General features: G+C 72.8%; 29 protein-coding genes. 12 read left to right on the forward strand and 17 right to left on the reverse strand.

Annotated features, from left to right (window positions below; all coding sequences use genetic code 11):
- Positions 1-110: 110 nt before the first annotated feature.
- Positions 111-1,007, reverse strand: a complete 897-nt coding sequence (locus ACQXVK_RS14520) for a serine hydrolase domain-containing protein (protein WP_430854021.1) — start codon at positions 1,005-1,007, stop codon at positions 111-113.
- The gene (locus ACQXVK_RS14525) at positions 1,007-1,489 is read right to left on the reverse strand and encodes an ATP-dependent zinc protease family protein (protein WP_022906836.1); all 483 of its coding nucleotides are present in this window, start codon (positions 1,487-1,489) and stop codon (positions 1,007-1,009) included. The genes ACQXVK_RS14520 and ACQXVK_RS14525 overlap by 1 nt, the downstream gene beginning before the upstream one ends.
- A 66-nt stretch (positions 1,490-1,555) precedes the next feature.
- On the opposite strand from ACQXVK_RS14525, the gene rimK reads away from it, so the two are divergent.
- From rimK to ACQXVK_RS14545, 4 genes are all read left to right on the forward strand, one after another.
- The gene (gene rimK, locus ACQXVK_RS14530) at positions 1,556-2,749 is read left to right on the forward strand and encodes a 30S ribosomal protein S6--L-glutamate ligase (protein WP_070418032.1); all 1,194 of its coding nucleotides are present in this window, start codon (positions 1,556-1,558) and stop codon (positions 2,747-2,749) included.
- Between the two features lie 89 nt (positions 2,750-2,838).
- Positions 2,839-3,912 (forward strand): 3-oxoacyl-ACP synthase III, encoded by a 1,074-nt coding sequence (locus ACQXVK_RS14535; protein ID WP_430854087.1) that lies wholly within the window; start codon positions 2,839-2,841, stop codon positions 3,910-3,912.
- Positions 3,909-6,617 carry an alpha/beta fold hydrolase gene (locus ACQXVK_RS14540; protein ID WP_430854022.1) on the forward strand — a complete coding sequence of 903 codons (2,709 nt, stop codon included), beginning with the start codon at positions 3,909-3,911 and terminating at the stop codon, positions 6,615-6,617. The genes ACQXVK_RS14535 and ACQXVK_RS14540 overlap by 4 nt, the downstream gene beginning before the upstream one ends.
- Entirely contained in the window at positions 6,614-7,600 is a 987-nt protein-coding gene (locus ACQXVK_RS14545; protein ID WP_430854023.1) for an NAD-dependent epimerase/dehydratase family protein, read from the forward strand. Before ACQXVK_RS14540 ends, ACQXVK_RS14545 begins: the two co-directional genes overlap by 4 nt.
- On the opposite strand, the gene ACQXVK_RS14550 is transcribed toward ACQXVK_RS14545, so the two are convergent.
- From ACQXVK_RS14550 to ACQXVK_RS14605, 12 genes are all read right to left on the reverse strand, one after another.
- Complete coding sequence (locus tag ACQXVK_RS14550) at positions 7,576-7,917, reverse strand: gamma-glutamylcyclotransferase (protein WP_430854024.1); 342 nt, start codon at positions 7,915-7,917, stop codon at positions 7,576-7,578. The two genes, ACQXVK_RS14545 and ACQXVK_RS14550, sit on opposite strands and share 25 nt — an antisense overlap.
- Positions 7,914-8,222 (reverse strand): hypothetical protein, encoded by a 309-nt coding sequence (locus ACQXVK_RS14555; protein ID WP_430854025.1) that lies wholly within the window; start codon positions 8,220-8,222, stop codon positions 7,914-7,916. Before ACQXVK_RS14555 ends, ACQXVK_RS14550 begins: the two co-directional genes overlap by 4 nt.
- A 76-nt stretch (positions 8,223-8,298) precedes the next feature.
- Positions 8,299-8,484 (reverse strand): hypothetical protein, encoded by a 186-nt coding sequence (locus tag ACQXVK_RS14560; RefSeq protein WP_022905857.1) that lies wholly within the window; start codon positions 8,482-8,484, stop codon positions 8,299-8,301.
- Between the two features lie 38 nt (positions 8,485-8,522).
- Positions 8,523-8,939 carry an MFS transporter permease gene (locus tag ACQXVK_RS14565; RefSeq protein ID WP_430854026.1) on the reverse strand — a complete coding sequence of 139 codons (417 nt, stop codon included), beginning with the start codon at positions 8,937-8,939 and terminating at the stop codon, positions 8,523-8,525.
- The gene (locus ACQXVK_RS14570; RefSeq protein ID WP_430854027.1) at positions 8,936-10,099 is read right to left on the reverse strand and encodes an Asp23/Gls24 family envelope stress response protein; all 1,164 of its coding nucleotides are present in this window, start codon (positions 10,097-10,099) and stop codon (positions 8,936-8,938) included. Before ACQXVK_RS14570 ends, ACQXVK_RS14565 begins: the two co-directional genes overlap by 4 nt.
- Positions 10,100-10,178: 79 nt before the next feature.
- Entirely contained in the window at positions 10,179-10,352 is a 174-nt protein-coding gene (locus ACQXVK_RS14575) for a CsbD family protein (RefSeq protein ID WP_022908528.1), read from the reverse strand.
- Positions 10,353-10,437: 85 nt separating this feature from the next.
- Positions 10,438-11,001 (reverse strand): hypothetical protein, encoded by a 564-nt coding sequence (locus ACQXVK_RS14580; RefSeq protein WP_022908527.1) that lies wholly within the window; start codon positions 10,999-11,001, stop codon positions 10,438-10,440.
- Complete coding sequence (locus ACQXVK_RS14585) at positions 10,998-11,573, reverse strand: DUF6286 domain-containing protein (RefSeq protein WP_022908526.1); 576 nt, start codon at positions 11,571-11,573, stop codon at positions 10,998-11,000. The genes ACQXVK_RS14580 and ACQXVK_RS14585 overlap by 4 nt, the downstream gene beginning before the upstream one ends.
- Positions 11,574-11,582: 9 nt before the next feature.
- Positions 11,583-11,897, reverse strand: a complete 315-nt coding sequence (locus ACQXVK_RS14590) for a hypothetical protein (protein ID WP_430854028.1) — start codon at positions 11,895-11,897, stop codon at positions 11,583-11,585.
- A complete protein-coding gene (locus ACQXVK_RS14595) occupies positions 11,894-12,085 on the reverse strand; it encodes a DUF2273 domain-containing protein (RefSeq protein ID WP_022908524.1) in 192 nt (63 codons plus the stop codon). Before ACQXVK_RS14595 ends, ACQXVK_RS14590 begins: the two co-directional genes overlap by 4 nt.
- On the reverse strand, positions 12,078-12,533 hold the full coding sequence (locus ACQXVK_RS14600) for an Asp23/Gls24 family envelope stress response protein (protein WP_430854030.1): 456 nt from the start codon (positions 12,531-12,533) through the stop codon (positions 12,078-12,080). Before ACQXVK_RS14600 ends, ACQXVK_RS14595 begins: the two co-directional genes overlap by 8 nt.
- Positions 12,534-12,697: 164 nt before the next feature.
- Positions 12,698-13,885, reverse strand: coding sequence for a helix-turn-helix domain-containing protein (locus ACQXVK_RS14605; RefSeq protein ID WP_430854031.1), 1,188 nt, complete (start codon positions 13,883-13,885; stop codon positions 12,698-12,700).
- Between the two features lie 89 nt (positions 13,886-13,974).
- Here ACQXVK_RS14605 and ACQXVK_RS14610 point away from each other — a divergent pair, with 89 nt between their 5' ends.
- The 4 genes from ACQXVK_RS14610 to pgi all read left to right on the forward strand — a co-directional run bounded on the left by ACQXVK_RS14610 (position 13,975) and on the right by pgi (position 18,724).
- Entirely contained in the window at positions 13,975-14,265 is a 291-nt protein-coding gene (locus ACQXVK_RS14610; protein ID WP_031263278.1) for a metal-sensitive transcriptional regulator, read from the forward strand.
- A 46-nt stretch (positions 14,266-14,311) separates the two neighbouring features.
- Positions 14,312-14,530, forward strand: coding sequence for a heavy-metal-associated domain-containing protein (locus ACQXVK_RS14615; RefSeq protein ID WP_022908520.1), 219 nt, complete (start codon positions 14,312-14,314; stop codon positions 14,528-14,530).
- Positions 14,527-16,758: a heavy metal translocating P-type ATPase gene (locus tag ACQXVK_RS14620; protein ID WP_430854033.1), complete on the forward strand. Its 2,232-nt coding sequence runs from the start codon at positions 14,527-14,529 to the stop codon at positions 16,756-16,758. The genes ACQXVK_RS14615 and ACQXVK_RS14620 overlap by 4 nt, the downstream gene beginning before the upstream one ends.
- 256 nt (positions 16,759-17,014) lie before the next feature.
- On the forward strand, positions 17,015-18,724 hold the full coding sequence (pgi, locus tag ACQXVK_RS14625) for a glucose-6-phosphate isomerase (RefSeq protein WP_430854034.1): 1,710 nt from the start codon (positions 17,015-17,017) through the stop codon (positions 18,722-18,724).
- 90 nt (positions 18,725-18,814) lie between these two features.
- On the opposite strand, the gene ACQXVK_RS14630 is transcribed toward pgi, so the two are convergent.
- Positions 18,815-19,717, reverse strand: a complete 903-nt coding sequence (locus ACQXVK_RS14630) for a LysM peptidoglycan-binding domain-containing protein (RefSeq protein WP_430854035.1) — start codon at positions 19,715-19,717, stop codon at positions 18,815-18,817.
- Between the two features lie 118 nt (positions 19,718-19,835).
- On the opposite strand from ACQXVK_RS14630, the gene ACQXVK_RS14635 reads away from it, so the two are divergent.
- The 4 genes from ACQXVK_RS14635 to ACQXVK_RS14650 all read left to right on the forward strand — a co-directional run bounded on the left by ACQXVK_RS14635 (position 19,836) and on the right by ACQXVK_RS14650 (position 24,312).
- Complete coding sequence (locus ACQXVK_RS14635; RefSeq protein ID WP_430854036.1) at positions 19,836-20,363, forward strand: hypothetical protein; 528 nt, start codon at positions 19,836-19,838, stop codon at positions 20,361-20,363.
- Positions 20,364-20,491: 128 nt separating this feature from the next.
- On the forward strand, positions 20,492-21,949 hold the full coding sequence (locus ACQXVK_RS14640) for a sugar porter family MFS transporter (protein WP_430854037.1): 1,458 nt from the start codon (positions 20,492-20,494) through the stop codon (positions 21,947-21,949).
- A 78-nt stretch (positions 21,950-22,027) separates the two neighbouring features.
- Positions 22,028-22,492, forward strand: a complete 465-nt coding sequence (locus tag ACQXVK_RS14645; protein WP_031261031.1) for a MarR family winged helix-turn-helix transcriptional regulator — start codon at positions 22,028-22,030, stop codon at positions 22,490-22,492.
- 53 nt (positions 22,493-22,545) lie between these two features.
- Complete coding sequence (locus tag ACQXVK_RS14650) at positions 22,546-24,312, forward strand: chloride channel protein (protein WP_430854038.1); 1,767 nt, start codon at positions 22,546-22,548, stop codon at positions 24,310-24,312.
- A gap of 57 nt (positions 24,313-24,369) precedes the next feature.
- On the opposite strand, the gene ACQXVK_RS14655 is transcribed toward ACQXVK_RS14650, so the two are convergent.
- Both ACQXVK_RS14655 and ACQXVK_RS14660 read right to left on the reverse strand, forming a co-directional pair.
- Positions 24,370-25,344: a zinc-binding dehydrogenase gene (locus tag ACQXVK_RS14655; RefSeq protein WP_430854088.1), complete on the reverse strand. Its 975-nt coding sequence runs from the start codon at positions 25,342-25,344 to the stop codon at positions 24,370-24,372.
- A 24-nt stretch (positions 25,345-25,368) separates the two neighbouring features.
- Positions 25,369-25,791, reverse strand: a complete 423-nt coding sequence (locus tag ACQXVK_RS14660; protein ID WP_430854039.1) for an organic hydroperoxide resistance protein — start codon at positions 25,789-25,791, stop codon at positions 25,369-25,371.
- Positions 25,792-25,806: the final 15 nt, after the last annotated feature.

The raw sequence follows: 25,806 nt of genomic DNA on the forward strand, positions 1-25,806 counted from the left end.
CGCGATCCCCGGGATCCGCGAACCGGAACGGTCAGCGAGCAGGAATGATCAGTGGGTCCCGCGCGCGTCGCGCACCGCGTCGGCAGCGAGCTCGGCCTGAGCGGGAACGATCAGTGGGTCGCGCGAACGTCGCGCACCGCTTCGGCGGCGAGCTCGGCGAGGCGGTGGTCGTCCGTCTCCTCGTGGGCGGTGATCGTCACGACCGCGTCGCGCGCCTGGTCGACGACCACGTACTGGCCGTAGCGGCCGTCGAGCCGCCACGTCTCGCCCGGGCCGTCCCACACGGCGAGGCCGTAGCGCTCGAAGGGGGCTCCGCCTTCCGTCGGTACCCACTCCGCGTGCATCCGGTCGACCCACGACGCCGGGACGAGCTGGTCCGCGCCCCACCGTCCGCGGTCGCGCAGCAGCGCGCCGATGCGGGCGAGTTCGGACGTGCGGAGCTCCAGGCCACTGCCGCCGACGATCCAGCCGCGCGGACACCGGTGCCACTGCGGGTTGTGGATGCCGAGCGGGTCGAACAGGCGCGGGAGGAGCCAGTCGCGGACGTCGCCGACGACGGCTCCCAGCATGCGCATCGCGACGTAGGGGCTCGCGTCGGAGTACCGGAAGACCGAGCCGGGGCCGACCGTCGGTCGACCGAGCATCTCGGCCGCGAGGTCCGGCCACGACACGACCTCGTCGCCGAACCAGGCGAAGTCGATGCCGCTCGTCATCGTCAGCAGGTGTCGGACGGTGACCGCGTCGACGCCGTCTCCGAGCGGGATGTCCGGCAGCAGCTCGGGGACGCGGGTGTCGAGCGTGAGGATGCCCGCGTCGACGGCGATCCCGATCGCGAGCGCGCAGACGCCCTTCGAGACGGAGTAGAGGTTCTCGCGATCGTCGCTGCGCCACCGGTGCTCGACCTCGTCGTCACCGATCCGGACGTGCACGCCGTAGGCACCGAGTCCGGCCGCGTCGACACCGGCGACGATGCGCTCGAGCACGTCGGCCGCGTGACCGCTCGGCATCAGGCGCGGCCCCGGTTGCGCCGGCGGATCTCCTTCGGGGCCCGACCGGCCATGAAGGACCGGGCCGGGTCGACGAGGAAGCCCTGGCGCAGTGCCTCGCGGCCGACGAGCATCCGGAAGCCCATCTGGTCGCGGTTGCTCAGGGTGACCTCGGCCTCGAAGACACGCCCGGCGAGGGACATCTCGGTGAGCACCACGATGCGCTCCTGGGTGTGCCCGGTGGAGCTGCGGACGATGCGACGGTCGTGCACCGCGCACTCGATCGTGACGGCGTCGGCATCGGTGTCCTGCCACGGGTGCACCGAGAAGCGGACCCGGTCGCCGGGGAGTTCCTCGAGGTCGAACGCGTGCAGCGCCGAGCTCCGCGCACCGGTGTCGAGCTTCACCTTGATCCACGGGATGCCGAGCCCCGGCAGGGCGGCCCACTCCCGCCATCCGGCGACCACGAGACCGCCGTTGGGTGACTTCGGTTCTCGGGCCATGTGCCCATCCTGTCGCATGCTTGGATGGAGCGTCGCCGTCGATACCCCTACCCCGGAGCACACCCGATGAAACTCGCCATCCTGTCGCGCGCGCCGCACGCGTACTCGACGGAGCGCCTCCGGGCTGCCGCGATCGACCGCGGGCACGAGGTCAAGGTGCTCAACACGCTCCGGTTCGCGATCGACCTGACCGGCGACGACCCGGACCTGCAGTACCGCGGCAAGCTCCTGTCCGACTACGACGCCGTCCTGCCGCGCATCGGGAACTCGATCACGTACTACGGCACCGCGGTGGTCCGGCAGTTCGAGCAGATGGACGTCTACACGCCGAACACCGCCAACGGGATCACGAACTCGCGCGACAAGCTGCGGGCGAACCAGATCCTGTCGCGGCACGACATCGGCATGCCCGCGACGACGTTCGTGAACGGCCGCGCCGACGTCCGTGGGGCGATCGAGCGCGTCGGCGGTGCTCCGGTCGTGATCAAGTTGCTCGAAGGCACGCAGGGCATCGGCGTCATCCTCGCCCCCGAGGCCAAGGTGGCCGAGTCGATCGTCGAGACGCTGCACTCCACGAAGCAGAACGTCCTCATCCAGAGCTTCATCTCGGAGAGCCGCGGCAAGGACATCCGTGCGCTGGTCGTCGGCGACCGGGTGGTCGCGGCGATGCGGCGGAGCGCCTCGGGTGACGAGTTCCGGTCCAACGTGCACCGCGGCGGGACCGTCGAGAAGGTCACGCTGACGCCCGAGTACGAGGAGGCCGCGGTCCGCTCGGCGCAGATCATGGGCCTCCGGGTCGCCGGCGTCGACATGCTCGAGGGCAACGACGGACCGCTCGTGATGGAGGTCAACTCGTCGCCGGGGCTCGAGGGGATCGAGCGCGCCACGGGGCTCGACATCGCCGGAGCGATCATCGACTTCATCGCGAACCAGGTGGCCTTCCCGGAGATCGACGTCCGCCAGCGGCTCTCCGTCTCGACCGGGTACGGCGTCGCCGAGCTCCTCGTGCACACGAACGCCGACCTCGTCGGGAAGACCATCAAGGAGTCCGGTCTCTGGGACCGCGACATCACCGTCCTCACCCTGCACCGCGGCTCCGGCGTCATCCCCAACCCCCGGAGCGGCGTCGCCCTCGAACCCGGGGACCGCCTGCTCTGTTTCGGCAAGCTGGAGGAGATGCGATCGATGATCCCGGAGCGGAGGAAGCGTCGCGCGAAGGTCCGGAAACTCCCCAAGGAACCACGCCAGCCCGAGGCGTGAGGCGCATCCGGAGCGCACTGTCCCCCGCCTGTCAGCGCTTCCGGATCGCGTACCCAGGCCAGATGCGGAAGTATGTGTCGGTGACGATCATGACGGAACGGCCGGTCGACCAGGCGACGAGCAGCGACACGGAGCGGCCCGGCAACGCCACGGCCAAGCACGACAACGTCGCGCTGCTCTCCGTCGCGACGACCGTGGCGGAACGCGTGACCACCTCGGCCGACATCGAGGAGAAGCTCCGCGGCGTGCTGCGCCGCCTGCGCCTGCCGATGGGGCTGCTCGAGCGTGTCGCCGGGGTCAAGGAGCGTCGCAACTGGGGCGAGGGGCAGTCCTTCCAGGACGCCGCCATCGACGCCGGGCGCCGTGCCATGGCCGAGGCGGGCATCCGCCCCGAGGACGTCGGCCTGCTCATCAACACGTCGGTGACCCGTCCGCACCTCGAGCCCTCGGTGGCCGTGCGGCTGCACCACGGACTCGGGCTGCCGTCGTCCGCGATCAACTTCGACATCGCGAACGCCTGCCTCGGGTTCGTGAACGCGATGAGCGTCGCTGCGGGCATGATCGACTCCGGCCAGATCAAGTACGCGCTCGTCGTGGACGGCGAGGACGCCGACCAGGTGCAGCTCAACACCATCGAGCGCCTGAACCAGGGCGGCCGCAACCGCAAGGACTTCATGAGCGAGTTCGCCAGCCTGACGCTCGGCTCCGGTGCCGCCGCAGCCGTGCTCGGCCCGGCGGACATGCACCCGGGCGGCCACCGGATCGTCGGCGGCGTCACCCGCGCGGCGACCCAGTGGTACGACCTCTGCGTCGGCAGCGTCGACGGCATGTTCACCGACGCGAAGATGCTCCTCAAGGGCGGGATGGAACTCGTCGTCGCCGCCTGGAACGAGGCGCGCTCCCACTTCGACTGGGCCGACATGGACCGCTACGTGCTGCACCAGGTCTCCGACGTGCACACCAACGCGTTCGTCGAGGCCATCGGCGTCCCGCGCGACAAGGTCCCCACCACGTACGAGCGCTTCGGCAACGTCGGCCCCGCGTCGATCCCGATCACCCTCGCGGACGAGGTCGCCCGCGGCGCCATCCGCCCCGGCGACCGGGTGTTCCTCGGCGGTGTCGGCTCCGGTATCAACACGGCGATGATGGAACTGCGCTGGTGACCTCCGGCCTCCCGCGCGTCGCCGCTGCCACGGCTCCGGCGACGCCCCCGCCGCCCCTGCCCGGACTCGACCCCGCCTGGTCGCGCGTCGTCGCGGTCCCGGCCGCTGCGGGTCCAGGAGGCGCGGCTCGCCCCGGGCGCTCCTGGCACCTCCTCGACACGGCCGGCTCGCTGGCCGCGCTCGGTGTGGAACCCGTCGGCACGCTGCTGTGCGTGCACGGCAACCCGACGTGGTCGTACCTGTGGCGGTCGGTGCTCCGCACCTCGCTCGACGTCGCCGCGGCCGGCGGTCCGGCATGGCGGGTCGTCGCGGTCGACCAGCTCGACATGGGGTTCTCGGAGCGGACCGGCGCGCAGCACGGGCTGGCGGACCGCGTGCGGGACCTCGGCGCGCTCACTGACGAACTCGGCCTGACCGGCCCGGTGGTGACCCTCGGGCACGACTGGGGCGGCGTCGTCTCCCTCGGCTGGGCGGTGGACCACCCGGACCTCGTCGTGGCCGTCACGACCTGCAACACCGCCGTGCACCAGCCGGACGACGCCCCGATCCCGGCGCCGCTGCGGCTCGCCCTCCGTCCCGAGCTCCTCGGCCGCGCCACGGTGCTGACGCCGGCGTTCCTCGAGACGACCCTCGCGATCGCGCACCCGCGGCTCGACCGTCCCGTCGCGGACGCGTACCGGGCGCCCTACCGCGGCGCCGCCCGTCGCGGGGGCATCGGCGGGTTCGTCGCCGACATCCCCGTCGACGCCGACCACCCGAGCGCACCGGAACTCGACCGGATCGCCGCGGGGGTCGCGGCGCTCGACGTGCCGGCCCTCGTGATGTGGGGCCCGCGCGACCCGGTGTTCCTGGAGCGCTACCTCGACGACCTCGCGGACCGCCTGCCGCACGCCGACGTCCACCGCTTCGAGGGCGCCGGGCACCTGCTGCCGGACGACGCCGACGTCGCCGGGACGGTCTTCGACTGGCTCGGTGACCACCTGCCGGACGGACACGGGCCCGCCGGGGTCGAACCGTCCCTCCAGGCCCCCACCGACACCGCCGCCGACGCGGGCCGACCGCTGTGGGCCGCACTCGACGCACTGCGCGAGCGCGACGACGCCGCGCTCGTCGAGATGGCCGCCGCCGGCGGACCCCGCACGGTGTCGTGGCGGCTGCTCGCCCGCCGGGTGGACGAGATCGCGGCGGGACTCGTCGACCTCGGCGTCCGCCCCGGCGACCGTGTCTCGCTGCTCGTCACCCCGGGAGCCGACCTCACCGCGGTCCTCTACGCCTGCGTCCGCATCGGCGCGGTCGTCGTGGTCGCCGACGCCGGGCTGGGCCTGCGCGGCCTGACCCGGGCCGTGCGCGGCGCGCGTCCCGACTGGATCATCGGTGCGCTGCCCGGCCTCGGAGCCGCGCGGGCGCTCGGCTGGCCCGGTCGTCGGATCGCGACGGTCGCGCTGCCCGCCGCCGCCCGGCGTGCGCTCCGGGTCGAACGCACCCTCACCGAGGTCGCTCGCCGCGGGGCCGACCGGCTCGCACGGGGGACCGCCATGCCCGAGGCCCCCGGCGCCGACGCACCGGCCGCCGTGCTGTTCACGTCGGGGTCGACCGGCCCGGCCAAGGGCGTCGTGTACACGCACGGGCAGCTCGGTGCCGTCCGGGACGCGCTGGCCACCCAGTACGACATCGGCGTCGGCACCGGGCTCGTCGCCGGGTTCGCCCCGTTCGCCCTCCTCGGTCCGGCCCTCGGGGCGCGGTCGGTCGCACCGGACATGGACGTCACGGCACCCAGGACGCTCACCGCGCGGGCGGTCGCCGACGCGGTTCAGGCAGCCGACGCCACGGTCGTGTTCCTGTCGCCGGCCGCCGTCGCGAACGTGGTGGCGACCGCGGGTGCGCTCACCGCCGACGAGCGTGCGGCACTCGGCCGGGTGCGGCTGTTCCTGTCGGCCGGGGCGCCGGTGTCGGCGGCCCTGCTGACCGCGGCCACCGAGCTGATGCCGAACGCGAGCGCCCACACGCCCTACGGCATGACCGAGGGGCTGCTGATGACCGACGTCGACCTCGACGGGGTCCGCTCGGCGCGGTCCGCGGTCGACGACGGCATCTGCGTCGGGGCCCCGGCGGCGAACGTCCGGGTGCGGATCGCCCCGCTCGACGGCGACGGTCTGCCGACCGGCACGCTGACCGACGACCCGGGCGTCACCGGCGAGATCGTCGTGGCCGCGCCGCACGTCCGGGCGCGCTACGACCGGCTCTGGCGACAGGACCGGGTGTCGCGGCTCGGCGTGGACGACCCCCGGGGCCACCGCACCGGTGACGTCGGGCACCTCGACGCAGCCGGCCGCCTCTGGGTCGAGGGACGCCTGCAGCACGTGCTGACGACCCCGGACGGTGTCGTCACGCCGGTCGGACCCGAGCAGCGGATCGAACGGGTCCCCGGCGTCGGCCGCGCCGGTCTCGCCGGGGTCGGCCCGCGCGGGACGCAGCAGGCGGTGGCCGTCGTCGAGACGACCGGCACGCGCCGCGCTCGTCGACCCGCACTCGCGGACCCGGGCCTCGCGCGGGCCGTGCGGGCAGCCGCCGGCATCCCCGTCGCGGCGGTCCTGACCGTGCCCGAGCTGCCGACCGACATCCGGCACAACTCGAAGGTCGACCGTGCGCGGCTGTCACGGTGGGCCGCATCGGTGCTGTCCGGTGGGCGGATGGTCCGACCGTGAGGGTCCTCGTCACCGGCGCGAGCGGGTTCCTCGGGCGGGCGACCGCCGCGGCCGTGCGGGACGCCGGCCACGAGGTCCGGACGTTCCAGCGGCGTCCGTCCGGCGTCGACGGGGCGGCGGACGTCCTCGGCACCGTGACCGACCCCACCGCGGTGGTCCGGGCGGTCGAGGGCGTCGACGCGGTCGTGCACCTCGCCGCCGAGGTCTCGCTCGCCGGCGACCCGGCCGACTTCGTCCGCGTGAACGTCGTGGGCACCCGGACCCTGCTCGACGCCGCACGCCGCGCGGGGGCGACACGGTTCGTGTTCGTGTCGTCGCCCTCGGTCGCGCACACCGGCTCGTCGCTCGTCGGGGCGGGCGCCGCACCGGCCGAGCCGGCGCGCGCCCGCGGGGACTACGCCCGCACGAAGGCCGCCGCCGAGCTCCTCGCCCTCGCCGCCGACGCCCCGGGGTTCGCGGTCACCGCCGTCCGCCCCCACCTGGTGTGGGGACCGGGCGACACCCAGCTCATCGGGCGGATCGTCGACCGGGCCCGCAGCGGACGGCTCCCGGTGCTGGACTCCGGCGCCGCCCTGATCGACACGCTCTACGTCGACAACGCGGCCTCGGCCATGGTCGCTGCGCTCGAGCACGCCGCCGACGACGCGGTGCACGGCGCCGCCCACGTCGTCACGAACGGCGAGCCCCGGCCCGTCGCCGACCTGCTCGCGGGCATCTGCGCGGCGTCCGGGGTCCCGGCACCCCGGCTGCACGTGCCGGCCGGTGTGGCCCGCGTCGCCGGATCGCTCGTCGGGGCCCTCTGGCGGGTACGACCCGGGCAGGACGAGCCGCCGATGACCCGGTTCCTCGCGGAGCAGCTGTCGACGGCGCACTGGTTCGACCAGCGCCGCACCCGCCAGGACCTGCGGTGGACGCCGGCGGTGTCGATCGACGAGGGGCTCGAACGGCTCGCAGCCGCTCAGACCTCGTCGGCGGCGACGTAGACCCAGGCCCGGGTACCCGACTCCAGCGTCACCTCGATGCGCTGGTGGTCGGCGGGCTCGTGGTCGTCGACGTCCCGCAGCTGCCACTCGTACCCGAGCGTGAGGGCCGCACCCTCGACCCGGTCCTCGCTGGTGCCGCGTCGCAGGGTCGGACGACGGCCCGGTCCGCTCGCTCGGATCACGTCCGGGTCGGTGCTCGTCGCGTCGTCGATCCGCCAGCCGGCCAGGGCGTCCTCGGCAGTCGGCACCGGGTCGCCGAACAGCGCGTCCTGCACCTCGGGCTGCCGGAGCGCGCCGACCGTGAAGACGACGTTCACACCGACGTTCGGGGCGGGCGACGCAGACGGCCGGGAGCGATCGTCGGCGCGGCCGTCCAGACGATCGCGCCGGCCAGGCCGGTGAGACCGAGGTGGAGCAGCCCCACGATGCCGAGGACGCTGCCCCAGACGATCCCGGAGTCGTCGCCGAGGCGCCGCTCCTCGGGCCAGGTGTCGCCCGCGCCGAGGCACCCGTACCGGTTCGACAGCCCGACGACCAGCCCGACGACGCCGAGCACGAGGAGGACGACGGCGAACGTGCCGAGCGCGACGACCCAGCGCTGTGCGGGGGAGAGACGGTGCATGCTGCGACCGTAGCGAACGACGGACGCGGTGCACGCCACCCAGATCGGGTCACGTGCACCGCGCCTCGTGTCGGCGTCAGTGCTTGGTCGCTCCGGCGATCTTCTTCCGGAGCTTCTTGCGGGCCTTCCGCGAACGTGGGTCGTTCCAGAGCTCGCGCGCGGTCTGGGCCTTGGACTTCTTGTTCACGGGACGGGTGGCGCGTGCGCCGAACCAGAACCCGAGGAACACGATCGCGCCGATGAGGATGATGCGGTTGCGCATGGTGACTCCTTCGATGGTGGTGCGGACGGCCGAGGGACTCAGCCGGTGAAGAGGTTCCAGAGCTCGGTGACGATGGGCCAGACGTCACCGGCACGGTCGGCGGACCCGACGGCGACGAGGACGACCGGCACGACCGTGACGGCGATGCTCACCAGGACGGCGAGGACCACCGCGATGGTCGCGGTGGCGGTGTGCCGCCGGGTGAACGCGAGCAGCAGGAGCGCCAGGACGACGATCGCGCCGAGGAGGGCGACGACCGTGACCCGGATGAACGGGAACGGCACGAGGCCGGCGGTGGTGGCGGTGACGCTGCCGAGGAAGCCGACGAGGGGGAGGAAGGCGCCGAGCAGCGTGCCGAGGACCAGGACGACGCCGATGCCGCCCGCGATCCACACGCCGCGCGGGCGGGGCCGTCGGACGCGCGTCCGACGGTTCCCCGACCAGGCGGTCGTCACGGCTGGTCCTGACGGTGGCGACCGGATTCGGTGTCGGCGTCGAGGGCGGCCGTGGTGTCCGACGCCTCCGGTGCCTCCTGCGTGGCCGGCGCGTCCGGCGTGTCCGCTGAGTCCTGCGTGTCCGCTGCGTCCGAGCGGGCGGCCCGGGCTGCTGCGTCGGCGGACTCCGACGCGGCTGCTGCGGCGTCCTCGGCGGCGTCGGCCGCGTCCTCGGCCGCGTCTGCGGCGGCAGCGGCACGGTCGGCCGGGGTCGCGTCGTGCTCGGCGACGGTGTCGACGACGGCGTCCCGTGCACCGGCTGCGGCGTCCTTCGCCGAGTCGGCGGCGTCCGCTGCCAGCTCGGAGGAGCGGGCCAGCGCCTCGGTCGCCGCGTCACGGACGTCACCGGTGGTCTCGGCGGCGGAGTCGACGGCGCGCTTGGTCGCGTCGGCGGTGGCGTCCGCCGCACGGCGGGTGGCGTCGGCCGTGGCGTCAGCGGCCCGCTTGGTCTGTTCCGCCGTCGCCTCCGCGGCGTCGCGGGTGGCGTCGGCTGCCTGACGGGCGACGTCGGCGGTCGCCTCGGCGGTGCGCTTGGTCACGTCGGCGGTGGCGGACGCGGCTCGCTTCGTGGCATCGGCGGTGGCCTCCGCCGCGTCCTTCAGTGCCGCGCCCGTGGCGTCGGTGGCGCGCTTCGTCGCATCCGCGGTCGCGGTCGCGGCCTGCTTGACGGCGTCGCCGGTCGCCTCCGCCGCCCGGCCGAGCGGCGACTGCTCGTCGTCGAACGGACCGTGCACATCGAGCACACGGACGTCGACCGAGGTCGGGACGTCGGACACCTGGCGCGTGGCCGCGGCGACCTGCTTGCGGACCTCCTCCGCGACGGAGATGACCGGGTGCGGGTAGCTCACGACGACCGAGACGTTCACCGCGAGGGCGCCGTCCTCGTCGTCGACCTGGACGCCCGCGGTCCCGGCGCTCTTCCCGAGCTGCTGGCGGAGCTGGTCGGCCGCGCGGGCGGCGAGACCGCCGAGGTGGTGCACGCCGGGGACGCCGAGCGCCGTCTCGGCCGCGGTGCGGGCGACGACCGTCACGGTGCTCGCGTCGTCGGGCAGGGGCTCCGTGAGCTCCGCGGGCAGGGCGACTTCGGTCACCTGCGTGTGCGCATTCGGGTCGTGCTGCATCGTTCTCCTCCTCGTTCGGTCCACCGGAAACATGTCGGGGCACTCGACATCGCGAGTGCCCCGACACGGTTCGTGCGTCCTACTTCTTGAAGACGTCCTTGACGTCCTCGCCGGTCTGCTTGACGCTCGCGGCGGCCTGGTCCTTCTTGCCCTCGGCGACCTTGTCGTCGTCGTTGGTGGCCTTGCCCACGGCTTCCTTCGCCTTGCCGGCGAGGTCCTGAGCGGCGTTCTTGATCTTGTCGTCGAGTCCCATGAGGGGTCCTTTCATCGGTCGGGCTGACGCCCGGTGGGTGCGTCCGGCGGGACGGGAGGCGCGGTGGCCGCCCGGCACGCGTGTGTCAGTGGACGCGGGTTGCCTTGGCGAGGGCGGAGCGGGTGCCGCCCGTGAGGTGGACCAGGATCGGCAGTTGCCGGCCGAGGGTCCGGTCCAGCGTGGAGACGGCGTGGTCGACGGCGTCGAGGACGGTGACCGCGTCACCGCCGCGGCGGACCGCGACGCGGATGCGTGCGGCGCGCTGACGACGGACCAGGTACGTGTCGACCCGGGTACCGACGACGTCACGGACGTCCTGGAGCTCGTGTTCGACGACGTCGCGGACGAGCGCGACGTTCACGGTGACCTGGTCGTCGCCGGAGCGTTCCCGCACGGCGACGGAGGTCCCGCCACGACCGCGGGTGAACACCCACAGCAGCGACAGCACGATCACGACCGCGCAGACCGCGACGACGATCCACAGCGACGACGCGGGCACGTCGAGGTTGCGCGGCAGGTCCACGTACGGTTGCACGGCGTCCCGGACCGGGGTCAGCACGCCGGCGCCGATGGTGACACCGACGATGACCGCGACCAGGCCGAGCACGAGCAGGATGATCCGGTTCATGGTCCGGTTGCTGCCGGTCATGCCAGCGTTCCCTTCTCCTCGACGCTGACGCTCACGCGCCGGCCGAAGCGTTCGTCCAAGCCCGCCAGGCGTGCCTGGACGGCGTCCCGGACGACGGAGTCGTCGACGGGGATCCCGCTGACGGGCACCACGCGCACGTGGGTGGAACGGCCACGAGCGGTCGCGGACGTGTTGCCCTCGGGCACACCCGCGGCGAGCCCGGCCGCGTTGGCGGCCGTCGAGGCGACGATGCGGCTGTCGATGATCACCGCGCCACGGTCGTGGTCGATGACCGAGCGGTGCTGCCGGCCGGGCTTGAGGGCCAGCACGATCAGCACCACACCGAGCACCAGCAGCACCACCGCGACGACCTCGGCGATCGTCACGAACGCCGCGTCCGGGCGCAGGGCCGCGTCCACGACCTGCTGCGGGTCCGCCACGAGCGGCGGACGGCCGATCCCGGCGAGGACCGCTTCGGTGCCGATCCACGCCGCGACCAACGCCAGCACCACGAGGGCGACGGCGACCGCGGTCGAGCGGGAGCGGTGCACGCTGCGGCGACGGATGCGTCGTTCCACGGAACCGTTGCTCATGATGGCCTCCTACAGGGTCCGGGACCGGTGCTCGCGCACGATCCCGGTGAGTTCGATGTGGGCACTGCCCACCCGGCGGCCGGTGAGGTCCCCGACCCGGCCCTTGACCTCGTCAGCGACCCGCACGGACCGGGCGAGGATGTCCTCGCCCGCCGAGATCGGACCGGTGATGTCGAGCGCGAGCGCCCCGGACGCATCGCCCAGGCCGACCCGCACCCGCTTCGCGGGCGCGCCGAGCCGTTCGGCGGCGACGGCCCGCGCCAGCGAGTTCAGCGCGCGAGCGGAGATCTCGACCCGGCCCGGGACGTCCGGGCCGCCGGTCACCGGGAGCTCCGACGTCCGGTCAGCACGTCCGTCAGGGCACCACGGTCGATCTTGCCCGTCACCAACGCCGCGACGAGCGCGCCGAGAGCACCGAACACGACCACCAGGACGAAGCCCCAGAACCCGAACTGCAACGCCACGACGGCGAGGATCGCGCCGATCAGCGCGCCGACCAGTGTGTTACTCAACGCGGGACTCCTTCTTGTCGTCGTTGTCGTCGTCGTCGCCCGGGATGTAGACGTCCTGGACGGTCACGTTGACCTCGGCGACCTCCATGCCGACGATCTGGGTCAGCGCACGGGCCACCGCGGAGCGGACGCCGTCGGCGACCTGCTGCAGCGACACCGGGTACTCCGCGACGATCACGATGTCCGCGGCGACCTGCTTCTCGCCGACCTCGACCTTGACGCCCTGCCCGAAGTCACGCTGTCCGATCGCGTCGCGGATCGCACCGATCGCACGCGCCGCACCGTTGCCGAGCGAGTGCACACCGTTCACCTCGCGTGCCGCGATCCCCGCGACCTTCGACACCACCGTGTCGTCGATCGTGGTCTTGCCCGTCACGCCAGCAGCCGGTGCGGTCGCAGCGCGGCCCGCGGTCGTCGCAGCCGGGGTGGTCGTCGTGGTGTCAGCCATCGTGGTTTCCTTCCGATTCGGTCCCGCCGGGCGTTCCCAGCGGTTGCTGTTCACGGATGAGACGGGGCTGAATCGAGGATCGTCACACGGGGCCGATCGAGTTCAGGAACTTCCCAGGGATGGCGCGGAACGCGCCTCGCTGCGTACCCCTGCTGTGCCGACGGTCAGCGAGCTGCGCTGATTCCGTCCGACGCGTTGCGTTCTGCAGCACCACGGATCGACCGCACGGCCGCCATCGGGGACTCGCCCCGTTCCTCCAGGAAGAGCTGCTGCAGCCGCCGTGGACGCACGCCCGCGGCGTCGGCGATCGCCTGCAGCGTCAGTGCCTCGTCGGGGTTCGACTCGATGAACTCGACGGCACGACGGAGCCGCCACGAGGCGCGGCCCGGTCGGGCGGCGCGTGAGGAGCGCAGGGTCGACGCCGGGTCCTCGCCGAACCGGTCGCGGTACGCGACGGCGAGGCGTCCGTGGTTCGTGAAGCCCCATCGCCGGGCGATCTCGGTGACGCTCTCGTCGCCGTCCGTGTGCAGGAGCTCGCGTCGGACGCGGTCGAGTCGGTGGTCGCGGAGGAAACGGTGCGGGGTCGACCCGAGGGTCCGCGAGAACACGTCCTGCAGGCCGCGCTGGCTCAGCCCGCACGCGGCGGCGATCTCGGGGACTGCCGGGCGTTCGGCGGCGTGCTCCTCGATGAACCGGACCGCGTCCCGCAGCCGGTTCGCCACCGGGACGTCCGAGCCGCGGTTCCGGATCGGGAACGTGTCGAGGACGACGACCGCGAGCCGGCGGTTGAGTGCCGTGCGCATCGGGCCGAGCACGCGGTCGTCGACGAGCATCGGACCGATCTCGCGCACGAGGTGTCGGAGGGGTTCCTGGCGCGCGACGACCTCGTCCTGCTGGTCGAACAGGAGCGGGCCGTCGGGGAGTGCGAAGCCGAGGTCCTGTCCGACCGCGCGGAGGAACCGGTCGGCGATGTGCACGCCGTTGTAGATCGTGCCGGTCGACTCGAAGCGGTAGGCCTCGGACGCCGAGGCGATGTACGGGCTGCCGGGGACGACGACGCGGGATCGGTCGGCGAAGTGCATCTCGAGCTGGCCCTTGGTGAGCCAGAACACGACGTGGTCGTCCCGTGGCCCGATGACCCCGCCACGCCTGCCGCCCTCCGCCCGCATCGTGCGGAGCGTCAGGTCGTCGTCGCCCACGACCGTGTACTCGTAGCGGGTGTCCCGGGTGGCGAAGGTGTCCGAGGCGAAGTCGGAGCCGTGGTACTCGGCCTCGAAGATGTCGGAGTAGTCCGACCCGTCGCCGTCGGCGAACCGCAGTCTGCGGAAGCCGTTCGTCGCCGCCTCGGTCATGATCGCATCATCGCACGGTTCGTCCCGGGTCACGGCAACGGCGGATGGGTATACCCTAGGGGGGTACCGTACGGATGACGGAGGCCAGCATGCACGAACACGTCGGCTACATCGGCGACAAGGACGACCTGCTCAAGCGACTCCGTCGCGCCGAGGGGCAGGTGCGTGGCATCGCGCGCATGGTCGAGGACGAGACGTACTGCATCGACGTCCTCACCCAGATCTCCGCGGCGAACCGGGCACTCGAACGCGTCGCCCTCTCGCTGCTCGAGGACCACCTGCGGCACTGCGTCGCCGAGGCCGTCGCCGAGGGCGGTGACGCTGCGGACGCGAAGGTGCGCGAGGCCAGCGACGCCATCGCGCGGCTCGTCCGCTCCTGACGGCGTCGACGCCGACGTCGTGACCCGACCCCAGAAGGGAACCACCATGACCACCGAACTGCTGCTCGTCGAGGGCATGACCTGCGACCACTGCGTGATGAGCGTCACCGAGGAGCTCGGCGAGCTCGACGGGGTGTCCGACGTCCGGGTGCGGCTCGTCCCCGGCGGCGCCTCCGAGGTGACCGTGACGTCCGCGGCCCCGGTGCCGCAGGACGCGCTCCGCGCCGCCGTCGCCGAGGCGGGGTACGAGGTCGTGCGGTCATGACGGACGGGGTCGTCGAGCTCGACATCACCGGGATGACCTGCGCCTCGTGCGCGAACCGCATCGAGCGGAAGCTCGGCAAGCTCCCCGGCGTCACCGCGACCGTGAACTACGCGACCGAGAAGGCCACCGTCTCCGGCAGCTCGGACACCGGTGCCCTCATCGCGGCCGTGGAGTCGGCCGGGTACGGGGCCTCGGTGCCGCGCCCGCCGGCGACCGCCGACCCCGAGACCGCCGACGACGACCGCGTGGACGACCCGACCGCGGCGCTCCGGCGACGACTCGTCGTCTCGGCGGTCCTCGCCGTCCCCGTCGTCGTCCTCTCGATGGTGCCGCTCCTGCAGTTCCCGAACTGGCAGTGGCTGGCACTGACCCTCGCCGCCCCGGTGGCCGTGTGGGGCGCGCTGCCGTTCCACCGGGCCGCCTGGGTGAACGCCCGGCACGGCGCGGCGACGATGGACACCCTCGTGAGCGTCGGCGTCCTCGCCGCGTTCGGGTGGTCGCTGTACGCGCTGTTCCTCGGCGACGCCGGGACGACCGGCATGCACATGACCTTCTCGTGGTTCGCGACCGATCCCGAGGCGAGCGACCTCTACCTCGAGGTCGCGTCTGCCGTCACGGTGTTCATCCTCGCGGGGCGGTACATGGAGGCCCGCGCGAAGCAGCAGTCCGGTGCCGCACTCCGTGCGCTGCTCGAACTCGGCGCGAAGGACGCCACGGTGCTGCGCGGGCACACCGAGACGCGCGTGCCCGCCGCGTCCCTCGTCGTCGGCGACGTCGTGGTCGTCCGGCCGGGGGAGCGGATCCCGAGCGACGGCACCGTGCGCGAGGGCACGTCGGCCGTCGACCGCAGCATGCTCACCGGCGAGTCCGTACCGGTCGAGGTCCACGTCGGCGACGACGTCACCGGCGCCACGATCAACGTCGGCGGTCGGCTCGTCGTCGCGGTCACCCGGGTCGGGGCCGACACCGAACTCGCTCGGATGGGGCGGCTCATCGAGGACGCGCAGACCGGGAAGGCCGACGTCCAGCGCCTCGCCGACCGGGTGTCCGGGGTCTTCGTGCCGATCGTCATCGGGCTCGCGGTGACGGCGTTCGTCGGGTGGCTCGTCCTCGGCGGATCCCTGACGGCCGCCTTCACCGCGGCGGTCGCGACGCTCATCATCGCCTGCCCCTGCGCGCTCGGCCTCGCGACCCCGACCGCGCTCCTGGTCGGGACCGGCCGGGGCTCGCAGCTCGGCATCCTGATCGGTGGCTCGCAGGTCCTCGAGCAGACCCACGGCGTCGACACGATCGTCCTCGACAAGACCGGGACGGTGACGACCGGGACGATGACCCTGCGGACGGTCACGGGCACGCCCGGCACCGACGACGCCGAGGTCCTCCGGCTCGCCGCCGCGGTCGAAGACGGCTCCGAGCACCCCGTCGCCCGGGCGATCGTCACGGCCGCCCGCGCCCGAGGACTCGACGTCACCGGAGCGATGCAGTTCACCGCGACCCCCGGGGCCGGGGTCCAGGCGGTCGTCGACGGCGCGGTGGTCCTCGTCGGCACGACCGCGTGGCTCGAGACGTCGTGGTCCGTCGCCGTCCCGGAGACCGTGCTGCGTGCCGTCCGGGACGCCGAGTCCGATGGTGGCACCGCGGTGGTCGTCGCGACGGACGGCCGAGTACTCGGCGTGGTCGTCGTCGCCGACACCGTGAAGCCCGAAGCTGCGGACGCCGTCCGGCGCTTCCGGGAGCTCGGGCTGCACCCGGTGCTCCTCACCGGTGACAACGAGGGCGCTGCACGCGCCGTCGCCGCCGCGGTCGGCATCGACGAGGTGCACGCCCGCGCCACCCCGGCCTCGAAGCTCGACACCGTCCGCCGCCTGCAGGCCGATGGCCGACACGTCGCGATGGTGGGTGACGGCGTGAACGACGCCGCGGCCCTCGCGGCGGCCGACCTCGGGATCGCGATGGGCGCCGGGACCGACGCCGCGATCGCGGCGAGCGACATCACGGTGGTGAGCGGTCGGCTGACCGTGGTGGCCGAGGCGATCCGGCTCTCGCGAGCGACCCTCCGCACGATCAAGGGCAACCTGTTCTGGGCGTTCGCGTACAACGTCGCGGCGATCCCGCTCGCGATGGCGGGGCTGCTGAACCCGGTGCTCGCCGGCGCGGCGATGGCGTTCTCGTCGGTCTTCGTCGTGACGAACAGCCTGCGCCTCCGCCGGTTCACCCCCGAGTCCTGACCGCGCCGCCACCGCGCACGGCCCGCGGCGTCGCCACCCGCGGGCCGGACGCGCCTGGCGCGTCGCCCGGGCCTGCCCGGTCGCGGACGCGCTCGCGCCGCTCGCCCCGTGACGCGCACAGCGAACGTGCCCCGCGCCTCCTGTCCGACGGCGCACACCATCCGCCGGAGCGCACTACGCTCGGAGGCGGTCCGCGACGCAGCGCAGCGGTGACCCGCGGGCTCGTACGTCTGAAGGCGATCCAGGAGGACCACAAGTGACCGAATCCGCTCCCGTCGACCCCACATCGACCGACGGCTGGAAGAAGCTGGCGCACCTCGCCGCCGACTTCACCCCGGACCTGCGCGGCTGGTTCGACAGCGACCCCGCTCGCGCCGAGCGCTACACGTTCCAGGCCGCCGACCTCACCGTCGACCTGTCGAAGGGCCTCGTCACCGACGAGATCCTCGCCGACCTGCTCCAGGTCGCGAAGGACACCGGCGTCGCCGAGCGCTTCCAGGCGATGCTCGCCGGCGAGCACATCAACGCGACCGAGGACCGCGCGGTCCTGCACACCGCCCTGCGCCGTCCGAAGGGCGCCTCGCCGGCGCTCGTCGTCGACGGCCAGGACGTCGACGCCGACGTGCACGCCACGCTCGACAAGGTCTACGCCTTCGCCGAGCAGGTCCGCAGCGGCGCGTGGACCGGTGTCACCGGCAAGCGCATCGAGACCGTCGTGAACATCGGCATCGGTGGCTCCGACCTCGGCCCCGTCATGGTCTACGAGGCGCTGAAGCCGTACGTCCAGCCCGGCCTCGAGGCGCGGTTCGTCTCGAACATCGACCCGGCGGACATCTACGAGAAGACCGCTGACCTCGACCCCGAGACCACGCTCTTCATCGTCGCGTCGAAGACCTTCGGCACGCTCGAGACGCTGACCAACGCCCGCCTGGCTCGCCAGTGGCTCTGGGAGCGGCTCGGCCTGGCCGACGCGTCCGACGACGAGAAGTCGAACGCCGTCGCGAAGCACTTCGTCGCCGTGTCGACCGCGCTCGACAAGGTCGCGGCGTTCGGCATCGACCCCGAGAACGCGTTCGGCTTCTGGGACTGGGTGGGCGGCCGGTACTCGGTCGACTCCGCCATCGGCACGAGCGTCGTCATCGCGATCGGCCCGGAGAACTGGGAGCAGTTCCTCGCGGGCTTCCATGCGATCGACGAGCACGTCCGCACGACGCCGCTCGAGCAGAACGTCCCCGTCCTGATGGGCCTGCTCAACGTCTGGTACTCGAACTTCCTCGGCGCGCAGAGCCACGCGGTCCTGCCGTACACGCAGTACCTGCACCGCTTCGCCGCGTACCTGCAGCAGCTCACCATGGAGTCCAACGGCAAGCGCGTCCGCTGGGACGGCTCGCCCGTCACCACCGAGACCGGCGAGGTCTTCTGGGGTGAGCCGGGCACGAACGGCCAGCACGCGTTCTACCAGCTCATCCACCAGGGCACACGCCTCATCCCGACCGACTTCATCACGGTCGCGAAGCCCGCGCGTCCGCTCAAGGACGAGACCGGTGACGGCGGGGCGGTGCAGCCCGGGCAGGACGTGCACGCGCTCTTCCTGGCGAACTTCTTCGCGCAGACGAAGGCGCTCGCGTTCGGCAAGACGGCGGACGAGGTCCGCGCCGAGGGCACCACGGACGAGGCCATCGTCTCCGCCCGCACCTTCACCGGCAACAAGCCGTCGACGTCGATCCTCGCGCCGGAGCTCACCCCGAGCGTGCTCGGTCAGCTCATCGCGCTGTACGAGCACATCGTGTTCACCGAGGGCACGATCTGGGGCATCGACTCGTTCGACCAGTGGGGCGTCGAGCTCGGCAAGCAGCTGGCGCTGCAGATCGCTCCGGCGGTCGACGGTGACCAGGCCGCGCTGGACGCGCAGGACTCCTCGACGAAGGCGCTCATCGCCAAGTACCTGGAGCTGCGCGGCGAGTAACGCACGCACCTGACGGACAGGAGGCGCGGTGCCGGCTGGCACCGCGCCTCCTGTCGTCGGTGGGTCGCGCTCCGGCGGGACCCGCGCGGCTCAGCGGCCGAGCGGGTCGAGGTTGAGCGTGGTGCCTTCGTAGAGGTGCTGGTCCTCGCCGAAGACCTGCACGCCCTCGTTGAGCCAGACGAGCGCCCGGACGGTGATGCCGAACCGTGCGGCGACGTCGCCGATGAGGTCGTCGGGCGCCACGGTGTACCGCGCAGGAGCCCCGCCGCCGGCGGCTGCCGTCACCGATCCGGTGGCGTTCGGGCGGGCACCGTGGTCGACCGGGTGCACGTTCGTCTTCCGGGCGGGGATCGACCACCGCACGGTCGTGACGGCGAGGACCTTGTCCGCGGCGATCTCGACGGGGACGTCCTGGCCGGGGCGGGCGGCCGAGTACGTCACGAGGGTGCCGAGGTGCGACGGTTCGACGCCGGACCCGGTGAGCGGGACCGATGCGGAGCCGGGTGTGCTCGTCGGCCCGCCGAGCGTGTGGTCGCCCACCCCGCGGTAGGTCAGGCCGTCGCCGACCTCCTTCGGCAGGTCGAACAGCCCGACCCCGACGGGGACCGGCAGCGTCGACGTGAACCCGGAGTACTCGGCGGTGAACGCGTCCGCTCCGTCGGCGACGAGACGGAAGTGGAAGTGGATGCTGCCCTTCGGGGACGCGACGTCGCCCTGGGCGAGGACCGTGCCGGCCGGGATGGGCGTCAGCGTCGGTGCCGGTGCGGCGGCCTCGGTGGGCGCGGCAGTCGGTGTGCGCGGGTTCGCGGAGGCCTCGAGGAGGTCCGCGGCCGAGTCGCCGTCGGCGGTGGGTGTGTCGCTCGGGGTCGGGGAGGCACTCGTGGGCGGGGCGGACGGGGCGGGGATCGCCCCGTCCGTCCCGCGCAGCCACGAGCAGCCGGACAGCAGGACGGTCGACACCAGGACGGTTCCGACCACTGCGGTTCGTTTCATGACTCCCCCTCGGTTTCAACCGTAGCGGACTGCCGGACGTGCACACCGTCGCCCGTGCGGCGATGTGTCGGTGGACGTACGGTCGGGCGCTGTCGGCTGCACGGGTTACCGTCGGTGCATGGAGCGTTCGGAGATCCTCGCCGCGGCGGCTGCCGCGCACGCCGCCCGCATCGCCGAGGCCGGCGGTGACGACGCCGCCGCGCGCGAGCGTGCCGAGCAGGTCCGGAAGCGGGCGGACGGCCTGGTCGACCGGATCGAACGGAGCGAAGCGGCCGACGACGCCGCTCGCGACGCCGAGCGTCGTCGGGCGGGCGAGGCCGACCGTGCCGCCGCCCGCACCGAGGGCTCGCTGTCCGACTGGCACCGGATGGGGACGCGTCGCGGGGTCACCCCGGACGAGCAGGTCCGCACGGCCTGGACGGTGACGGGGGTCCCGGAGCCGGGCGACGCCCGCGCGCTGGCGAACATCCTGCTGTCGACCGCCGGGCACGCTGGACGCGTGGCCGACGCTGCACGACGGAACCCCCGGCTCTCGGGCGCCGCGAGTGCCGCCGCTCGACGCACCGTCCGTCGCTACACCGACCACGGTGCGGAGATGCCGTCGCTGGGCGATGTGCTCGACGACCCCGCCGGCGACGGCGAGTGATCGCTGACCGGGGCTTTCGCGGAGCCATCCATTCGTCATTTTGTGTGTATGACCGATTGACAGGACATGGATTCGGGCTACGATCCTCCACAGCGATGCAGCCCGATCACTGACGAAGGAGTCACCGAATGGTCGACATCAGACCGACAGCCACGAGCGTCCCCCTCCCGCCGGTCGGACACGGCCCGCACGTCCGACGCCTCGGCGTCCTCGCACTCGTGGCCACGTTCGGCGGCCTGCTCTTCGGCTACGACACCGGTGTGATCAACGGCGCCCTGCTGCCGATGAAGCAGGAGCTCGGGCTCACGAACCTCACCGAGGGCGTGGTCACGAGCTCGCTCCTGTTCGGTGCCGCGATCGGCGCGATGCTCGGCGGCCGGATCGCCGACGGCTGGGGGCGCCGCAGGACGATCATCCTGCTCGCCGTGACGTTCTTCGTCGGGACGCTCGTCTGCGTGTTCGCCCCGGTCTTCGGGGTGATGGTCGTCGGTCGCGTCCTGCTCGGCCTGGCGGTCGGTGGTGCCTCGACGGTGGTCCCGGTGTTCCTCGCGGAACTCGCGCCGTACGAGATCCGCGGGTCGCTGTCCGGTCGGAACGAGCTGATGATCGTGATCGGCCAGCTCGCCGCGTTCGTGGTGAACGCGATCATCGGCTCCCTCTGGGGCGAGGGCGACGGCGTCTGGCGCGTGATGCTCGCCGTCTGTGCCCTGCCGGCGATCGCGCTGTTCGTCGGCATGCTCCGCGTGCCGGAGTCGCCGCGGTGGCTCGCCTCGAAGGGGCGCGACGACGAGGCCCTCGAGGTGCTCGGGCAGATCCGCTCCCGCGAGCGCGCCCACGCCGAACTCGAGGACATCACGCGGTCGAACGAGCTCGAGGCGAACGTCGAGCGGCAGAGCGGCTGGCGCACCCTGCTCGGCAACAAGTGGCTGATCCGCATCGTGCTCATCGGTGCCGGCATCGGGGTGGCGCAACAGCTCACCGGGATCAACTCGATCATGTACTACGGCCAGACCGTGCTCGTCGAGTCGGGCTTCGCGGACCAGACAGCGCTCATCGCGAACATCGCGCCGGGGGTCATCGCGGTGGTCGGCGGCGTGATCGCGATCCGCAACATGGAGAAGATCAACCGGCGCACGACGCTCATCCTCGGCTACTCGCTGACGACCGTCTGCCACTTCCTCATCGGGATCGCGTCGATGACCCTGGTCGAGGGCAACCCCGCCCGCCCGTGGGTGATCCTGTTCCTCGTCGTCGCGTTCGTCGGCTCGATGCAGACGTTCCTCAACATAGCGACCTGGGTGATCCTGTCCGAGATCTTCCCGACCCAGATCCGCGCACTCGGCATGGGCATCTCGGTGTTCTGCCTCTGGATCGCGAACGCGTTCCTCGGGCTGTACTTCCCGACGATCGTCGCCGCGACCGGCATCACGGGCACCTTCTTCGGGTTCGCGGCCGTCGGCGTCCTCGCCCTGCTCTTCATCTGGAAGTTCGTGCCGGAGAGTCGCGGGCGCACCCTCGAAGAGGTCCAGGAAGGCGTCACGACCGGCAACATCTTCACGGTCCCGACGAAGCAGGCCCGCGGCTGACCACGAAGGCGTCCCCGCACCGGCCTCCTGGGCCGCGGGATCGAGGGGGCGACGTGATCGCCTGCGAGGATGGCGGACATGGGTGAACGTCCGGACCACGGGATCGATGAAGTCCTCGCCGCGTCGCGCGGCCTGCTCGGCGTCGTCGCGCGGTCGCTCGCGCCGGCGCTCGAGTCGGTCACGGTCCCGCAGTTCCGGTTGATCGTGCTCGTCGTCAGCCTCGGGCCGACGCGTGCCGGCGTCCTGGCGGACCGGCTGGCGGTCGGACCGTCGACCCTCACGCGGAACGTCGACCGTCTGGTGGCCGGCGGGTGGGTCGAACGCCGGGCGTCGTCGGACAACCGCCGCGAGGTCCTGGTGGCGCCGACGGAGCGCGGGCGTGCACTGGTGGCCGAGGTCACGGATCGTCGCCGCCGGGAGCTCGAGGAGATCATCGAGCGGGTGCCGGTCGCGGACCGCGCGGTCGTGACCGCCGGGATGGCGGCGCTCCGTCGGGCGATGGGGGAACCGTCACCCGAGGAGGTCTCCGCCTTCGGGGGGTGACTCCCGTTCGTTGTACGCGTACAATCATTGTGCCCGTACAACTCAGGAGGACCGTGCCCGACGCCGCCCAGACCATCCGTCCCCACCTCGTGACCGCCGGCACTCGCTTCGGTGGTGCTGCCGTCCGGCTGGCGCTCCCGGCACTGCTCATCGGCCTCGGGGCCGGCGGCGCGGCGGTCGTCTTCCGCTGGCTGATCGAGCACGCCACGTGGGTGTTCAGCGGCCACGCGGACTACTCGGCGACCGACGGGCACCCGGCCAACCCGTGGGTGCCGTGGCTCGGGGCCGGTTTCGTGGTGCTCGCCCCGGCGGTCGGCGGGCTGCTGTACGGGCCGCTCATCCAGCGGTTCGCGCGGGAGGCGCGGGGCCACGGCGTTCCCGAGGTGATGTACGCGGTCGCCCGGAACGGCGGTCGGATCCGGGGCAGCGTCGCCGTGGTGAAGGCCCTCGCGAGTGCGGTCTGCATCGGCGCGGGCGGTTCGGTGGGCCGCGAGGGGCCGATCATCCAGATCGGCGCCGCCCTGGGCTCGACGATCGGTCGGTGGGCCCGGATGCCGGAGGTGCGCCTGAAGACCCTCGTCGCGTGCGGCGCGGCCGGCGGGATCTCGGCGACCTTCAACGCCCCCGTCGCCGGCATCTTCTTCGCGCTCGAACTGCTGCTGCGGGACTTCACCCCGACCTCGTTCGGCGCGGTCGCGATCGCGAGCGTCACCGCGGCGCTCGTCGGTCGCGCCGTCTTCGGCGACGCGGCCTTCCTGCACCTGCCGTCCATCGGGTCGATCACGCCGCCCGAGTACCTGCTCTTCGCGCTGCTCGGGCTGCTCGCCGGGGCGATCGGCATCGGCTTCACCCGCGTGCTGTACCTCGTCGAGGACGCCTGCGACGTCCTGTGGCGCGCGACGCGGGGGCCGGAGTGGCTCCGCCCGGTCGTCGGCGGGCTGCTGCTCGGGGGCGTGCTGCTGGTCCTGCCGCAGCTGTACGGCGTGGGGTACCCGGTGCTCGAACGCGGGGTCGCCGGGCAGTACGCGCTCGGCTTCCTCGCCGTGCTCGTGGTCGGCAAGGTGGTCGCCACGTCGCTCACGCTCGGCATCGGCGGATCCGGCGGGGTGTTCGCGCCCTCGCTCTTCATCGGCGCCATGACCGGCGCGGCCTTCGGTGAGGTCGTCGCGGCGATCGACCCGTCGATGCAGGGGCAGGTGGGCACCTTCGCCGTCGTCGGGATGGGCGCGGTCTTCGCCGGGTCGACGCGTGCGCCGATCACGGCGGGGATCATGCTGTTCGAGCTGACCGGTGCGTACGAACTCGTGCTGCCGCTGGTCGTCGCGGTCGTGATCGCCGGGGCGGTGTCGAAGGTGCTCTCGCGGGACACGATCTACACGCTGAAGCTCAGTCGCCGCGGTGTCGACCTGACCGACGCCGCGGTCCGGTCCCCGGAGCCCTCGACGGCGGGTGGTGCGGCGCGCCCGCTCGGACCGGTGCTCGACACCGGGGCGACTGCCGGGCAGGCGCTCGAGACGATCGAGGGGGCCGGGGGTGGTCCGGTGGTCGTCGTCGACGGGGCCGGGCGCCTGGCCGGGATCGTCACGGCGCGGTCCGTCGGGGACGCCGTGCTCGGGGACACCGCGTTCGCCGAGCGGCCCGTCACGGACGTGGTCGCCGACGTGGCCGCGGTGTCGGCGACGGCCCCGCTCGACGAGGTCGTCCGGGAGGTCGTCGACGCCGCCGACCCCGCGGGCCTGCCGGTCGTCGACGAGGACGGACGGCCCGTCGGGTGGTTGGGACAGGCGGACGCGTTGCGGGCCCTGGTCCCTGCCACCTGACGGACAGGAGGCTCGTGGCGGATCCGCCACGAGCCTCCTGTCCGCCTGCTGTCTGCGTTACGGGCGCAGCAGCACCTTGCCGACGCGGCCGGCGGTGTCGCTGGCGCGCGCCGCGGCGCGCGCCTCGTCGAACGGGAAGACCTCGGAGACCGGCAGGGTCAGCGAGCCGTCCAGCACGCGCGAGATGAGCTCGCCGAAGAGCTGCTGCTTGAGCGGCGCGTCCATCGTCCTGCTGACGACGGCGCCCCAGAAGCCCTTGACCGTGAGCTGGCCGAAGATGACCTTGCCCGACGGGATCTCGAGGGTGGGGGAGGCCATCGCGCCGAAGACGACGAGGGTGCCGTTCTCGCCCATCACGGAGGCGATGTCACCGGCGGCCTTGCCGCCGACGGACTCGACGCCGGCGACGATCGGGGCGCCGCCCGTGATCGCGCGGACCTGGTCCTGCCAGTCGTCCGCGTCGGTGGCGACGATGCGGTCGATGCCCTGCTGGCGGAGTTCCTCGACGCCGGCGGCGCGACGGACGAGCCCGATGACGTTGATGCCCCGGGCCTTGCCGAGCTGGGCGACCATGCGGCCGACCGCGCCGTTGGCGGCGTTCTGGATGAGCCAGTCGCCCTCGTGCAGGTCGAGGGAGTGCAGCAGGCTGATGGCGCTGAACGGCATCGAGACGAGCTGCGCGGCGTCCTCGTCGGTCATCGCGTCCGGCACCGGGACGAGCCCGGCGGCGTTCGCGACGTAGTACTCGGCCCAGACGCCGAAGGTGCCGCCGGCGACGCGCTGGCCGACGGTGAGGTTCGTGACGCCCTCGCCGAGGGCCTCGACGACGCCGAGCGCCTCGGTGCCGGAGGCCGCGGGCAGCTCGGGCTTGAAGCCGTACGTGCCGCGGATGGTCCACAGGTCGTGGTTGTGGATCGGGGAGAGGACGGTGCGGACGAGGACCTCGCCCGCTCCGGGGGTGGGGACCGGGCGGTCCTCGGCGGTCAGCACGTCGGCGGGCTCGCCGAACTCGTGGTGGACGACGGCACGCATGGTGGTGGGGGTGGTGCTCATGGACTAGTCCTCCGAGACGGTGATGGTGACGTCGATGTTGCCGCGGGTCGCGTTCGAGTACGGGCAGACCTGGTGCGCGGCGTCCGCGAGGGCCTGGGCCTGGTGGTGCTCGAGCCCGGGCAGGACGACCTCGAGCAGCACGGCCAGCTGGTAGCCGCCCTCGCCGTTCGGGCCGATCTGCACGCGGCCGCCGACGGACGAGTCGGCGATCTTCACCCTCTGGCTGCGGGCGACGCCCTGCAGTGCGGAGTGGAAGCACGCGGCGTACCCGGCGGCGAAGAGCTGCTCGGGGTTGGTGCCGGCGCCGGAGCCGCCCATCTCCTTGGGAATCGCGAGGTCGAGCGCGAACGAGCCGTCGCTGGTGGCGACGCGGCCGTCGCGACCGGCTCCGGTGGAGAGGGCCTCGGCGGTGTAGAGGGCTTCCATGTGGTTCCTTCCTTC

Source organism: Curtobacterium sp. AB451 (genome assembly GCF_050585845.1).
GTDB lineage: Bacteria > Actinomycetota > Actinomycetes > Actinomycetales > Microbacteriaceae > Curtobacterium.